13 protein-coding genes are annotated in these 12,853 nt (G+C 68.9%); 1 reads left to right on the forward strand and 12 read right to left on the reverse strand.

Going from position 1 to position 12,853, the window contains the following annotated elements:
* Positions 1-56: 56 nt before the first annotated feature.
* Together AC3A5K_RS04280 and AC3A5K_RS04285 are read right to left on the reverse strand one after the other, a co-directional pair.
* Complete coding sequence (locus AC3A5K_RS04280) at positions 57-656, reverse strand: YdbL family probable chaperone protein (protein WP_487616255.1); 600 nt, start codon at positions 654-656, stop codon at positions 57-59.
* Between the two features lie 38 nt (positions 657-694).
* Positions 695-2,776 (reverse strand): hypothetical protein, encoded by a 2,082-nt coding sequence (locus tag AC3A5K_RS04285; protein WP_487616256.1) that lies wholly within the window; start codon positions 2,774-2,776, stop codon positions 695-697.
* A 33-nt stretch (positions 2,777-2,809) separates the two neighbouring features.
* On the opposite strand from AC3A5K_RS04285, the gene AC3A5K_RS04290 reads away from it, so the two are divergent.
* Complete coding sequence (locus AC3A5K_RS04290) at positions 2,810-3,517, forward strand: response regulator transcription factor (protein ID WP_487616257.1); 708 nt, start codon at positions 2,810-2,812, stop codon at positions 3,515-3,517.
* A gap of 4 nt (positions 3,518-3,521) precedes the next feature.
* On the opposite strand, the gene recO is transcribed toward AC3A5K_RS04290, so the two are convergent.
* The 10 genes from recO to rpoE all read right to left on the reverse strand — a co-directional run bounded on the left by recO (position 3,522) and on the right by rpoE (position 12,801).
* Entirely contained in the window at positions 3,522-4,244 is a 723-nt protein-coding gene (recO, locus tag AC3A5K_RS04295; RefSeq protein WP_487616258.1) for a DNA repair protein RecO, read from the reverse strand.
* Between the two features lie 21 nt (positions 4,245-4,265).
* The gene (locus AC3A5K_RS04300; RefSeq protein ID WP_487616259.1) at positions 4,266-4,700 is read right to left on the reverse strand and encodes a GFA family protein; all 435 of its coding nucleotides are present in this window, start codon (positions 4,698-4,700) and stop codon (positions 4,266-4,268) included.
* Positions 4,701-4,713: 13 nt separating this feature from the next.
* A complete protein-coding gene (gene era, locus AC3A5K_RS04305) occupies positions 4,714-5,619 on the reverse strand; it encodes a GTPase Era (RefSeq protein WP_487616260.1) in 906 nt (301 codons plus the stop codon).
* Positions 5,620-5,682: 63 nt separating this feature from the next.
* Complete coding sequence (gene rnc, locus AC3A5K_RS04310; RefSeq protein WP_487616261.1) at positions 5,683-6,366, reverse strand: ribonuclease III; 684 nt, start codon at positions 6,364-6,366, stop codon at positions 5,683-5,685.
* Positions 6,350-6,730 (reverse strand): DUF4845 domain-containing protein, encoded by a 381-nt coding sequence (locus tag AC3A5K_RS04315; protein WP_487616262.1) that lies wholly within the window; start codon positions 6,728-6,730, stop codon positions 6,350-6,352. The genes rnc and AC3A5K_RS04315 overlap by 17 nt, the downstream gene beginning before the upstream one ends.
* A 32-nt stretch (positions 6,731-6,762) precedes the next feature.
* Positions 6,763-7,557, reverse strand: coding sequence for a signal peptidase I (gene lepB, locus AC3A5K_RS04320; RefSeq protein WP_487616263.1), 795 nt, complete (start codon positions 7,555-7,557; stop codon positions 6,763-6,765).
* A gap of 60 nt (positions 7,558-7,617) precedes the next feature.
* Positions 7,618-9,414 (reverse strand): translation elongation factor 4, encoded by a 1,797-nt coding sequence (gene lepA, locus AC3A5K_RS04325; protein ID WP_487616313.1) that lies wholly within the window; start codon positions 9,412-9,414, stop codon positions 7,618-7,620.
* Between the two features lie 201 nt (positions 9,415-9,615).
* Positions 9,616-11,169, reverse strand: coding sequence for a Do family serine endopeptidase (locus AC3A5K_RS04330; protein WP_487616314.1), 1,554 nt, complete (start codon positions 11,167-11,169; stop codon positions 9,616-9,618).
* A 100-nt stretch (positions 11,170-11,269) separates the two neighbouring features.
* Entirely contained in the window at positions 11,270-12,178 is a 909-nt protein-coding gene (locus AC3A5K_RS04335; RefSeq protein WP_487616264.1) for a sigma-E factor negative regulatory protein, read from the reverse strand.
* A complete protein-coding gene (gene rpoE / locus AC3A5K_RS04340; RefSeq protein ID WP_487616265.1) occupies positions 12,175-12,801 on the reverse strand; it encodes an RNA polymerase sigma factor RpoE in 627 nt (208 codons plus the stop codon). Before rpoE ends, AC3A5K_RS04335 begins: the two co-directional genes overlap by 4 nt.
* Positions 12,802-12,853: the final 52 nt, after the last annotated feature.

Below are 12,853 nucleotides of genomic sequence, written 5' to 3' on the forward strand. Positions count from 1 at the left end.
CCACAACGCGAGAGGCCGCCCGAAGGCGGCCTCTGCGATGGATCCGGCACATGCGCTTACTTCTGCTGCCAGTTGCCGCCCTGCTGGTACCACCAACCCGGGCGGGCACTGGCGATCCACTGCCGCGAGAACACGTCGCGGATCTGCGCTTCCCATTCGGGATGACCGTTGGCGACGGCGATCTCGCGATACGCCGCCTGGCGATCCCGGTTGTCGTCGGCCACGGCAGCGTTGATCGCCACCCGGTCCTTGATCGGCAACTGCGAGGCATCGCGCACGACCACCTGCCCGTTGCCGCCGAAGCCCAGCGCGCCCGAATCGAAATGCGGGCGCAGCGTGCCGTTGAAGCGCTGCTCCATGCGCGACTGGATCGCCTGCACGGCCGGCGTGCGGATGCTGATGTCGGGCGTCTGCGCCTGCGCACTGCCGATACCCAGCAGCATCCACGCATCGAAGCGCGCACCGCGCTGCGCCATGCCACCACCGGGCACGGTCGACGGCGGGGTCTCGGTCGACGGCACCTGGTCGCCGATCACGTTCTCCACGAATTCGCGCGCTGCTTCCTTGGCCTCCGCGGCGGGAAAGTAGACGTTGATCGTCACGCATGCGGTCAGCGCCAGGGCGGCGACGATCGGAAGTCCGGTCCAACGCGTCATCGGGAATCTCCGTAGAAAAGTGGGGACATGCATCGGCATCATTCGAACACCGGTTCGACCTCGCCGCCGGCCACGGCGACCAGTCGCTCGACCAGCGTGGGCCAGTCGACATCGCGGTTGTGGCCGACGACATCGAGCCTCGGCAGGCCGCTGCCGTCGACGATAGTAAAGGTCGAAGGCCCTGAACGCAGTCCGCCCATCCGGCAGACCTCGTTGCGCAGCCGGCATGAGATGCCGATGGCGCGATAGCCGAAATCGTCGAACAGGCCGATCAGCTGGCCCTGCAGGCTGGTCACGAACGAAGCATCGCCGACGCTGGAAATGTTCTGCACCGCACGCTGGCTGATCCGCTGGCGCACGCCGCGCGCGCGTTCGGTATGCAGCTCGGCGTCGAACGCGGTCGTGCTCCAGTCGACCACACGCAGGCCGTCGATCCGGCCATGCAACCGGCCTTCGATACTGCCGAAGCCAAAGACATTGGTCAGCGCGTGCAGGTCCAGTCCGTGGATGGCGAGGTCGCTCGACACCGTGGGCGCGACCCCGAACGGACGCTCGATCGACAGCGCGGCCACGTCCACGCGGCCGTCGAACAGTTCCATCGAAACGCCGCCATCGAATTCGATGCGGTTGTCGGCGTAGCGCACCGCAGGAATGCGGCCTTCGAGCGTGCCTTCGAATGCCGGCAGGTCGAGCGCCTGCGTCAACGCGCCGATGTCCAGCGCTTCGAGGCGCAGCTCGGTCTGCATGCGCAGGCCCTGGTCGCCCGCAGGCGGACGCAGCACCAGGGCCTCGAAGCCGATCCGCCCGCCGAGGAACGACAGCGCGACCGGATCGCGCAGGCGCAGCCGGCCATCGCCGCTGAGCAGGGTCCAGGCCGCCGCATCGAACGGCATGCCGTACAGCGCGCCGCCGCGCCAGCCGAAGGTGCTGCGCACCGGTGCGTGCGCGGAGTAGCGGATCGCGCCCGCCAAGCGGTCGAAGCGGAAGCGGTCCGCGGCATCGCCGACATCCAGCCGGCGCAGGCGCACGCGCGCATCGCGCAGTTCGCCGGCATCGATCGACAAGCCGCCCGCGAAGCCGCCGTCGAGCGACAGGCCCGACAGACCGGCCTGCCCGAGCCAGCCGGACAGATAGCGCGCCGGCAGTCCGCTGGCATCGGCGCTGTCGACGTCGAGTTCGAGTGCATCGACGGTCAGGTCGGGGCGCAGTCGCGCGCTGCCGTCGACCCGCAGCGTATCGCCGTCGTCCCATTTCAGGCGTGGGAACTGCCAGTCGCCGGCATCCTCGCGCGCGAGCGTCAGGCCCACACCGATGGGCGTGTCGGGCAATGCGACATAGGCGCTGCCGAACAGCAGTTCGCCGCCGGTGAAGTCTCCGTCCAGCGTGACCTCCGTACGCCCGGTGGGCAGGCGGACGTCGAGGTGCAGATCGGCATCTAGGCCGGCGCCGGCGATGTCGCCCGCGTCCGATTCCAGCGCCACCTCGCGCAGGCCCAGCCGGGCGTCGATCCGCAGCGGCCGGTCCGTCGGCGCGTCGATGCGCACCGAGCCATCCAGCCTGCCGCCGCGCAACTGGCCACCCGACCAGCCCTGGCGCACGAGCGCCTCCGCCCACGCGGCCGGGACCGTTGCGAGATCGATCCGGGTGCGGTCCGGCGTGCGCGCATCGCGGGTCAGGGCCAACTGCCCGCCTTCGCCCGACAGCTGAGCGCCCGTCTGCGCGGCATCCAGCGCGACCGCGAGCCGCAACGTTTCGCCCTGCCCGCTGCGCACCGTGCCGTCGCATTGCCAACGGGTGTCGCCGTCCGGCCGGCGCGCGCGGCGCACGGGACACTGCCAGTCGACATCGTCGAAGCGCCAGCCCAGCTCGCCTGCGTCGACACGGGCCGCGCGGAGCCGCAACCGGCCCTCGGGCGCGTCTGTGGGCCAGTCCAGGGTCAGACGGACGTCGTGCAGCGTCGCGACAGGCGTAATCACCCGATCCACGCGCGCGCGGACCGTCGGCGCGGCGGCCGCGGCAAGTGCTGCGGTCGCGGCGGCCGCCGGCGCCGGGATCTGCGCGCGCGCCACAGGCGCGCAGGCCAGCAACAGCGTTAGGATCGACACCAGGCGGTAGGACATCGCCGGAGCATACCTGCACTGCAAGGAGCACCCATGACCCGTTTGCTGCTGGTCGAAGACGACCCCACCAGTCAAGGCTTCCTGCGTGCCGCGGCCCGAGCGCTGCCTGCGGAAGTGGATGTTGCCGCCTCCGTGGCCGATGCGCTGGCGCTGGCGGTCCGCAATCCCTACGACGCCTGGCTCATCGATGCCCACCTGCCTGACGGCACCGGCGCCGCCCTGCTCGACCGGCTGCGCGCCGAAGGCCTCAAGGCGCCCGCACTCGCGCACACGGCGGCGCACGAACGGAGCGCCCTGACCGGGCTGCGCGCCGCCGGCTTCGCACGGGCGGTCAGCAAGCCGGTCTCGGCGGCCGCCTGGCAGGCCGCGATCCGCGGCGTTCTTACGGCGAGACGCGCCCCGGCGCCGCCGGTTCCGCCGCAGTGGTCGGGATCCGAACCCCCGGCGGTCTGGGACCGGGCGGCTGCGCTGGCGGCCATCGGCGGCGATGCGCGCAACGCCGATGCGCTGCGCGCACTGTTCCTGGCCGAACTCCCGGCGACCCGCGACACCATCGTGCGCGCCGCCGCCGGCGATCTGCCCGCCATGCGCGACGCCCTGCACCGGCTGCGCGCCAGCTGCGGATTCGTCGGCGCGCTGCGCCTCGGCGCCGCGGTCGTCGCGCTCGAAACCGCGCCCGACGCGCCGGACCGCCTGCAGGCCTTCGCCGAATCCGTCGACACCACCCTCGCCCAGCGCTGAGGCGTCAGCGGCCGGCGAGGTCGCTGGCCAGTTCCCAGGACTTGAGGCCGCGAGGCCCCAGGTGATGCACCAGCACCGCGCGCAGCGCACGCCGCAGTCCCGCCAGGTCGGAGCCTTCCGGCGGTGCGGCATCGGCAGCCAGGGCGAGCAGGCCGCGCCCGGTCGCCGCGGAATTGCGGTCGCCTGCGCCGCTGTCGCGCTGCAGGCGCCGCGGACCGTGTTCGGCTTCCAGACGATAGCGGGCGGCGGGATCGATGGGTTCGCCGTCGCCGTCGTGATCGAGCGCGAAGCCGACACCGAGCGCCTCCAGCAGATCGCGTTCGAACCGGCGCAGCGTCCACGCAAGCGCGACGGGCGTGCGCAGGCGATCGCGCACGACGCCATAGGCCTCGTAGAGCTCGGGCGCGGGATCCTGTCGCGGCGCCAAGCGCAGCACCAGTTCGCTGACGTAGAAGCCGGCCAGCATCGCGTCGCCGCTCAGGCGCGGCGCAGCGTCCAGCGCCTCGGCCGTGCGCAACTGCGCGAGTTCGCCGCGCAGCACGGCGGACAGGCGGATGTGCTGCAGGGGTTGCAGCGCCGCGCGTAGTACGTGGCGTTTGGGGCCCTGCACGCCCCGCGCGACCAGACCGATGCGCCCGTGATCGCGGGTCAGCACTTCGACCAGAAGACTGGTCTCACGCCAGGCACGTGCATGCAGCACGTAGGCGGGTTCGTCATCGATGCGCATCGCGCGCCACGGGCTGCCGACTCAGTCGGCAGCGCCGACCCGGGCCATGAACTCGGCGCCGGTCAGGCGTTCCCGCTCGTCCGCGAAGTCGTACCAGACCGGCTTCGCGTCGACGAAGATCTCGGACTGCAGCTGCGCGCCGGGAATCGCATCGAACAGGCCGGCGGCCACGAAGTGCTGGCCGTCGCCGGTGCTGTGGAAGAACAGCGCACTGCCGCAGACGCTGCAGAATGCGCGTTCCGCCCACTCGGACGACACGAAGCGGCGCACCAGCGCGTCGCCGGTGTCGATCCTGACATTCCCGGCGTGCAGCACCATCGCCGGGCCACCGTGCCAGCGACGGCAGGCGCCGCAGTGGCAGGCGTGCACGTCGCGCGCATCCGCCGACACGCTGAGCGAGACACCGCCGCACAGGCAATGCCCGTGCAGGCGGTCGGTTCCGGTGGCTTCGCGCATGCGGGTCTCTCCCTCAGTCTCCGTAACCGAGCGCCTTGAGCGCGGCTTCGTCGTCCGACCAGCCTTCACGCACGCGCACCCAGGTTTCCAGGAACACCTTGGCGTCGAACAGCCGCTCCATGCCCATCCGCGCCTTGGTACTGATGTCCTTGAGGCGCGTACCGGCCTTGCCGATGACGATCGCCTTCTGTCCTTCGCGCTCGACCCAGATCACCGCGCCGATGCGCAGCATGGTGCCGTCGAGCGTGAAGCTCTCGATCTCGACCGTCGTCGCATACGGCAGTTCGTTGCCGAGCTGACGCATCAGCTGCTCGCGGACCAGTTCACCGGCGAGAAAGCGCTGGCTCTTGTCGGTGATCTCGTCCTCGCCGAACAGCGCGTCCTGCGCCGGCACCAGCGGCAGCACGGTCGACTTCAGCTGCTCCAGGCCCTTGCGCTTGAGCGCGGACAGCGGCACGACGCCTGCGAAATCGCGGCCTTCGGTGACCTTCTGCAGGTACGGCAGCAACAGGGATTTGTCCTTGATCCGGTCGACCTGGTTGACGACCAGCACCACCGGCACGCCGGCTTCGTGCAGCGCATCGAATGCCAGGCTGTCCTCGTCGTCCCAGCGACCGGCGACCACGACCAGCAGCGCCGCATCGACGCCTTCCAGCGCGCCACGCGCCGCCCGGTTCATGATCCGGTTCATCGCGCGCTTCTGCTCGTGATGGATGCCGGGGGTATCGACCAGCAGCAGCTGGCCTTCCGGGAACGTCGCGATGCCCAGCAGGCGGTGACGCGTGGTCTGCGGACGGTTGGAGACGATGCTCACCTTGGCGCCGACGAGGGCGTTGACCAGGGTGGACTTGCCGACGTTGGGTCGGCCGATGACGGCGACATAGCCGGCATGGTGGGGCGTGGTGTGGGGTTCGGTCATGCCCGCATTCTACGGAAATGCCGACCGCCCGATGCGCAGCGTCCGCGCATCGGCGTCATGGATTCAGCGCGCGGCCTCGAGCAGGCCGATCACGGCCTCCGCGGCCTGCTGTTCCGCCGCCCGGCGCGAGCTGCCCTGCCCCTCGGCGGCCACGCCGCCGTCGGACAGCGCACACCGGACCAGGAAGGTCTTGGCATGCTCCTCGCCGCTTTCGCCCAGCAGTTCGTAGCCCGGCAGCGGCAGCTGCCGCGCCTGCAGCCATTCCTGCAGACGGGTCTTGGCGTCCTTGGCGACCCGGCCGCCGGACAGCGCGGCGATCGGACGCTCGAACAGCGGCAGCATCACCCGCCGGCAGGTGTCGAGGTCGGAATCGAGATAGACCGCGGCAATGACCGCTTCCAGCGCGTCGGACAGGATCGAGTCCCGACGGTGTCCGCCGGACTTCATTTCGCCCGGGCCCAGCACCAGCCGCGCGCCGAGGTCGAGTTCGCGGGCGATGGCGGCGAGCGAGGACTCCCGCACCAGTTCGGCGCGTGCGCGCGTCAGCGTGCCCTCGTCGGCGGCCGGCCACTGCGCGTACAGCGCCTCCGCGATCAAGGCACCGAGGATCGCATCGCCGAGAAATTCGAGACGTTCATTGTGCGGCGTGCCGGCGCTGCGATGCGTCAGCGCCTGCGCAAGCAGGGCGGGATCCCGGAACACATGCTCCGCGAACCGCCCCTGTTGCCGGTCAAATACCGTCGCCACCGCGTGTCAGCGTCTGCGTGGCGTGGAACTTGCCCACGACATCGAGGTTGCCGACCAGCGGCCGGCGCACCTCGTACTGCACGTCGATCTGCCACCCGTTGTCGGCGCGGCGGATCTTGACGTCCTTGGGCTTCACGTTCTCCGAGTAGCTGATGTACAGCCGGCGGAAGAACAGGTCCTGGATGCGCGCCGGATCGGACGCCGCGACGCCCGATTCGCTGGCCAGCCCCTTCAGGGCCGACTTGACGCTGTAGTACTCCGAATACATCGGAAACAGCTTCATGCCGATGTAGGCGAAGAAGCCCACGACCGCCAGCACGATGATGAAGCTCAGCAAGGTAATGCCGCGTTGTGTGCGTTTCATGGGACGTCCCCTCAGATGTCCAGCCCCGTTGCTCAGCGGATCGGGTTACCGATCCGTCCCCAGTCGACCCAGCCGGGCGCGGCGGTATCGACGTTCATCCAGATCAGGAACGCCTTGCCGCGCAGCTGGGTCTCGGGAAGCGTACCCCAGAAGCGGCCGTCGTCGCTGCGGTCACGGTTGTCGCCCATGACGAAATAATGGCCCTGCGGCACGTGGAACGTGCCCTCGCCCAGATGGAACGGCGCGGCCTGGTCGATGTGCAGGATCTCGTGGCTGCGGCCCGGCATCTGCTCGGTGTAGAGCGATGCGCCGGTCATCTCCGCGCCGCGTCCCTTGCCCTCGTAGGTGCCCAGACGCTCGTAGCCGAACGGCGTGCCGTTGACGAAGACCTGGTTGTCGCGGAACTCGACGGTGTCGCCCGGCAGTCCCACGACCCGCTTGATCCAGTCCTGGTCGGGATGCTGCGGCGGACGGAACACCACCACGTCGCCGCGCACCGGCTCACCGATGTCGATGATCTTCTTGTTGGTGATCGGCAGACGGATGCCGTAGCTGAACTTGTTGACCAGGATGAAATCGCCGATCAGCAGCGTCGGCATCATCGAGCTGGACGGAATGCGGAACGGTTCGGAAACGAAGCTGCGCAGGATCAGCACGACGAACAGCACCGGGAAGAAGGCCTTGGAGTAGTCGACCAGGACCGGCTCCTTCGCCTCGATCAGCCCGCCGCGGCGCGCGCGTGCCTTCGCCAGGAACAGCCTGTCCAGCAGCCAGATGACGCCGGTCAGCAGCGTCAGCACGACCAGCGCGGTCTCGAACCATTTCATGCAGGATCCTCGAAGAAACTCGAACAGGCGGCGCGTGGGCCGGCGCTATGAAACCACGAATCAGGAGTCGCGGGAGGTGCTCAGCACCGCCAGGAAGGCTTCCTGCGGAATCTCCACACGGCCGACCTGCTTCATGCGCTTCTTGCCTTCCTTCTGCTTTTCCAGAAGCTTCTTCTTGCGCGAGATGTCGCCGCCGTAGCACTTGGCCAGCACGTTCTTGCGCAGCGCCTTGACCGTCGTGCGGGCGATGACCTGCGCGCCGATCGCGGCCTGGATGGCCACGTCGAACTGCTGGCGCGGAATCAGGTCCTTCATCTTCTCGGTCAGCTCGCGGCCGCGGCGATCGGCGTGGCTGCGATGCACGATCAGCGACAGCGCGTCGACCTTGTCGCCATTGATCAGCGTATCCACGCGGACGAACGGGCCGGCGTCGAAACGCACGAAGTGATAGTCCAGCGAGGCGTAGCCGCGGCTGGCGGATTTCAGCTTGTCGAAGAAGTCGAGCACCACTTCGGCCATCGGCAGCTCGTAGCTGATCTGCACCTGGCTGGCGAGGTACTGGATGCCGATCTGCGCGCCGCGCTTGTCTTCGCACAGCTTGATGATCGCGCCGATGTAGGCCTCGGGCGTGAGGATGTTGGCGCGGATGATCGGCTCGCGCACTTCCTGGATCAGGTTCGCCTGCGGCAGCTTGGCCGGGTTGTCGAGCGGCATCACTTCGCCGTCGGTCTTGAGCACCTCGTAGATCACCGTCGGCGCGGTGCTGATCAGGTCGAGGTCGTACTCGCGCTCCAGACGTTCCTGCACGATCTCCATGTGCAGCATGCCGAGGAAGCCGCAGCGGAAGCCGAAACCCATCGCTTCCGAACTTTCGGGCTCGAAGCGCAGCGCGGCATCGTTGAGGCGCAGCTTGTCCAGCGCCTCGCGCAGGTCCGGATAGTCCTCGGCATTGACCGGGAACAGGCCCGCGAACACGCGCGGCTGCATTTCCTGGAAACCGGCGAGCGGCTTCTCGGCCGGCTTGGCGGCCAAGGTCAGCGTGTCGCCAACCGGCGCGCCGTGCACGTCCTTGATCGACGCGGTGATCCAGCCCACTTCGCCCGCGCGGAGCGCCGGCAGTTCCTTGCGCTTGGGCGTGAACACGCCGACCTTGTCGACGTCGTGCGTGCGCCCGGTCGACATCACCAGAATCTTGGTCTTGGGCGTGATCTCGCCCTGCATCACGCGCACCAGCGACACCACGCCCAGGTAGTTGTCGAACCAGGAGTCGATGATCAGCGCCTGCAGGCGATCGGTATCGCGCGGCTTCGGCGGCGGGATGCGATGCACGATCGCCTCGAGCACCTCTTCCACGTTCAGGCCGGTCTTGGCACTCACCGCAACGGCATCCGCGGCATCGATGCCGATCACGGCTTCGATCTCGGCCTTGGCCTTGTCGATGTCGGCCGTCGGCAGATCGATCTTGTTGAGCACCGGAATCACTTCCAGACCCTGCTCGATCGCCGTGTAGCAGTTGGCGACCGACTGCGCTTCCACGCCCTGCGCCGCGTCGACGACCAGCAGCGCGCCTTCGCACGCGGCCAGCGAGCGGCTGACCTCGTAGCTGAAGTCGACGTGGCCGGGCGTGTCGATGAAGTTCAGATGGTAGATCTGACCGTCGCGCGCCTTGTACGGGAGCGAGACCGACTGCGCCTTGATCGTGATGCCGCGCTCGCGCTCGATCGGATTCGAGTCGAGCACCTGCGCCTCCATCTCCCGCGCCTGGAGGCCGCCGCAGAGCTGGATGATGCGATCGGCGAGCGTCGACTTGCCGTGGTCGACGTGGGCGATGATGGAGAAGTTGCGGATGTTCCGCATCGGATCGTGGGTCATTGGGCGGCGGCCGGGCCGTCGTCGAAAAGGTAACGGGCGATTATCGCATAGCGCCCCATCCGGGCGGGGACCGGTGCGCCGGGCCGCCCGGCAATGGCAGTCCGGACATGCAACGGCCCGCAGCGGCGGGCCGCTGCGGGCCGTCTAACCGGCCGGAAAGCGCGGCGATTGCCGCGCTCCAGGTCTTCAGCGGGCGTCGCCCTGCGGCACCGTGACCGCGCGGTACTGGGTCGCGCCACCGCGGCCGCGCACGAGCAGCATGACCGTATCGCCGGGCTGGACGTCACGCAGCGCCCGATCGAGCGCGGCCGCACTGCCCACCGGCGTACGACCGACGCGCAGGATCACGTCGCCCGGCGCGACGCCGGCGCCGGCCGCGGCGCCCCGTCCTGCATTCGCCACCAGCACGCCTTCGTCGCCGCCCAGGCCGTACTGGCGACGCTGCGCGGCGTCCAGATCACGCCCCGTCAGGCCCAGCGCATTGCCCGACGACTGCGACGGCGTCGCCGCGGACGGCGCTTGGGTACCTGCACGACCGGCCACCGACTCGTCCAGCTGGCTCAGCGTCACGTCGATATCGCGCGTGCGACCTTCGCGGAAGACCGACAGCTTTACCTTGGTGCCCGGCGCCTTGTTGCCGATCAGCGGCGGGAGATCGCTGGAGGTGTTGATGCGGGTGCCGTCGACCGAGAGGATGACGTCCAGCGGTTCGATGCCCGCCTTCTCGGCCGGGCTGCCCGGCTGCACGTTGTTGACAAGTGCGCCGCGCGTATCCGACAGACCGACCGCCGATGCCTTCTCGGCGGTCAGCAGCTCCACGATCACGCCGACCTGGCCGCGCTGCACCGAGCCGGTCTTCTTGATCTGCTCCGCGACGTTCGCGGCGATATCGATGGGAATCGCGAAGCTCACGCCCATGTAACCGCCAGAGTTGCTGAAAATCTGCGAGTTGATGCCGATCACTTCACCCGAAACATTCAGGAGCGGACCACCGGAATTGCCCCGATTGATCGGCACATCAGTCTGGATGAAGGGCACGTAGCGCTGGTCGGCGTACTGGTTGGCGCGCGCCACCGCGCTGACGATGCCGGCCGTCACCGACTGCTCGAAGCCGAACGGCGAACCGATGGCGACCGCCCACTGGCCGGGCTTGACCGCATTCGCGTCGCCGTAGCGCAGCATCGGCAGACCACTCGCCTCGATCTTCAGCACGGCCACGTCGGATTCGGCATCGCTGCCGACGACCTTCGCAGTGAACTCGCGACGGTCGGACAGCCGCACCTTGACCTCGTCTGCGCCATCGATGACGTGGTGGTTGGTCAGCAGATAGCCGTCTGCAGAGATGATGAAACCGGTGCCCATGCCCATGCCGCGCGGGGCGTTATCGGGCGCGCCCTGGCCACCCGGCCCGCCCGGGACGCCCGGAAACTCAAAGCCCGGGCCGAAGAAGCGGCGGAAGATTTCCGGGATCTGGGCGTCGTCGGGCATCTGCTGGCCACGGCCCTGACGCGCGCCCATCGTGGTCTCGATGCTGACGACCGCGGGCCCCACGCGTTCCACCAGCCGGGTGAAATCGGGCAGGCCGGACACCAGCGGCGCCTGCGGCGTGGAGGACACGCTCGTCGCGCTGTCGGCCTGGGCCGCCTGGCCCGACTGCGCGATCGCGACCGGCAACACGAAGGCGGTGGTCGCCGCGGACAGCACGGCAACCAGGGACACGGCAAGCAGGGATTTCTTCATCGACGTCATGGACAGCACTCTGGAAAGCGGAAGAACGTGAAAAGCGGACGGCATGCACACCGCGTCACGCGCGCACTCTCACGCGTGGCGCGGCCGGCCTTCAGCGCAGCGCGCGAGGCTGCGCGCTCGACTGGACATCGGCGGGATCGACCGGGAACCGCGGCAGTACTGCGCTGCCCACCGGCTCCGGCTCGCTCCACGACGGCGCAGCAAACCCCTCGCCGTAACGCACCGAGAAACTGCTGCTGGCCGACAGCGCCGATGCCTTCGGCCACGGCCGCGTAGTCACGCCGGATTCGGGCAGCCCGGTCGCAACCGGCGCCGCGGCCAGCGCGATGTCGGCCTGACGTCCCGCGTCGGCGGGAGCGGATACCGAAGCCACGCGCAGCTCGGCCTCCTGGCGCGCCTGCGCATTGCGAAGGGCCGCACGTTGCGCCTGGCTGCGCGTGCTGCGCTCGGCGTTGTCACGTCGAGGCAGCGCGGCGCTCGCGGTATCGACCGGTGTCACGGAAGCCAGCGCGGACGCATCGGCTGCCGCGTCGGTCGCGGGTGGATCGACGGGCGGGCCTGCGACATCGGCCACCGGACGCGCCAGCGTCGTATCGACCTCATCCTGGAAGGCGCCCGGCCGGCCGACGAACAATGCGACCAGCGCGACCGATGCGGCCAGCGCAGCACCGCCCCCCCAGCGCAACAGCCGCGGCCGGCGCGTCGCCGCCACCGGCGCCACGGTCACGCCATCGTTGGCAACACCTGCAGCCACGCGCGCAGCGAAATCGGTCGGCAGCAGCGAGACCTGCCGGCCACGCAACACGTCGCCGCAGACCTGCCAGCGTTCGAAACACGCGGACAGTTCGGCGTCGTGCTGCAGACGGCGGCGCAGGAAACGCGCCTGGTCCTGCGACAGCTCGCCATCGAGCATCGCCGACAGCTGCTGTCGGTGGTACAGCTCGAGCTTGTCCGGATCCGGACCGAGCTGGAGGGTATCGAGTTCGTCGGCTGGGCTCATCGGGTCACGCGCTCCACGGGTCGTTCGTTGTCCATCAGGGGTCTGAGTTCGCGATCGATCGCATCGCGCGCCCGGAAGATGCGGGAACGCACGGTGCCGATCGGGCAGCCCATGCGTTCTGCGATGTCCTCGTAGCTGAGGCCGTCGACCTCGCGGAGGTTGATCGCCATGCGCAGTTCCTCGGGCAATGCTTCGACCGCGCGGACGACCGTTTGTTCCAGCTGCTGACGCATCAGTTCGCGTTCGGGTGTATCGCCGTCGCGCAGACGGATGCCGCTTTCGAACTGTTCGGCGTCATCGACGTCGATGTCGTCGGTGGGCGGCCGGCGGTTGTGGGCGACCAGATGGTTCTTGGCGGTGTTGACCGCGATCCGGTGTAGCCACGTATAGAACTGCGCATCGCCGCGGAAGTTGCCGATCGCGCGATAGGCACGGATGAACGTTTCCTGCGCGACGTCCTGCACCTCGCTCCAGTCCGAGACGTACCGTCCGATCAGGGCGGCGATCCGGTGCTGGTATTTGCGCACCAGCAGATCGAAGGCCGCGGTGTCGCCGCGCTGCACGCGTCTGACCAGTTCCTCGTCCAGATTCAGGCACTCCTGGCTGTCGTGTTCCTCTGCCATCGAGCCGATCTCCTTCAGGGGCCCGGCCTGGCACGGGCGTTAGGACAGGCAG

The organism is Luteimonas sp. Soil_C_5 (assembly GCF_057656615.1).

Coding starts and splice junctions, on each gene's coding strand:
- AC3A5K_RS04280 (WP_487616255.1), bottom strand. CDS start 656: ATGACGCGTTGGACCGGACTTCCGATCGTCGCCGCCCTGGCGCTGACC.
- AC3A5K_RS04285 (WP_487616256.1), bottom strand. CDS start 2,776: ATGTCCTACCGCCTGGTGTCGATCCTAACGCTGTTGCTGGCCTGCGCG.
- AC3A5K_RS04290 (WP_487616257.1), top strand. CDS start 2,810: ATGACCCGTTTGCTGCTGGTCGAAGACGACCCCACCAGTCAAGGCTTC.
- recO (WP_487616258.1), bottom strand. CDS start 4,244: ATGCGCATCGATGACGAACCCGCCTACGTGCTGCATGCACGTGCCTGG.
- AC3A5K_RS04300 (WP_487616259.1), bottom strand. CDS start 4,700: ATGCGCGAAGCCACCGGAACCGACCGCCTGCACGGGCATTGCCTGTGC.
- era (WP_487616260.1), bottom strand. CDS start 5,619: ATGACCGAACCCCACACCACGCCCCACCATGCCGGCTATGTCGCCGTC.
- AC3A5K_RS04315 (WP_487616262.1), bottom strand. CDS start 6,730: ATGAAACGCACACAACGCGGCATTACCTTGCTGAGCTTCATCATCGTG.
- lepB (WP_487616263.1), bottom strand. CDS start 7,557: ATGAAATGGTTCGAGACCGCGCTGGTCGTGCTGACGCTGCTGACCGGC.
- lepA (WP_487616313.1), bottom strand. CDS start 9,414: ATGCGGAACATCCGCAACTTCTCCATCATCGCCCACGTCGACCACGGC.
- AC3A5K_RS04330 (WP_487616314.1), bottom strand. CDS start 11,169: ATGAAGAAATCCCTGCTTGCCGTGTCCCTGGTTGCCGTGCTGTCCGCG.
- AC3A5K_RS04335 (WP_487616264.1), bottom strand. CDS start 12,178: ATGAGCCCAGCCGACGAACTCGATACCCTCCAGCTCGGTCCGGATCCG.
- rpoE (WP_487616265.1), bottom strand. CDS start 12,801: ATGGCAGAGGAACACGACAGCCAGGAGTGCCTGAATCTGGACGAGGAA.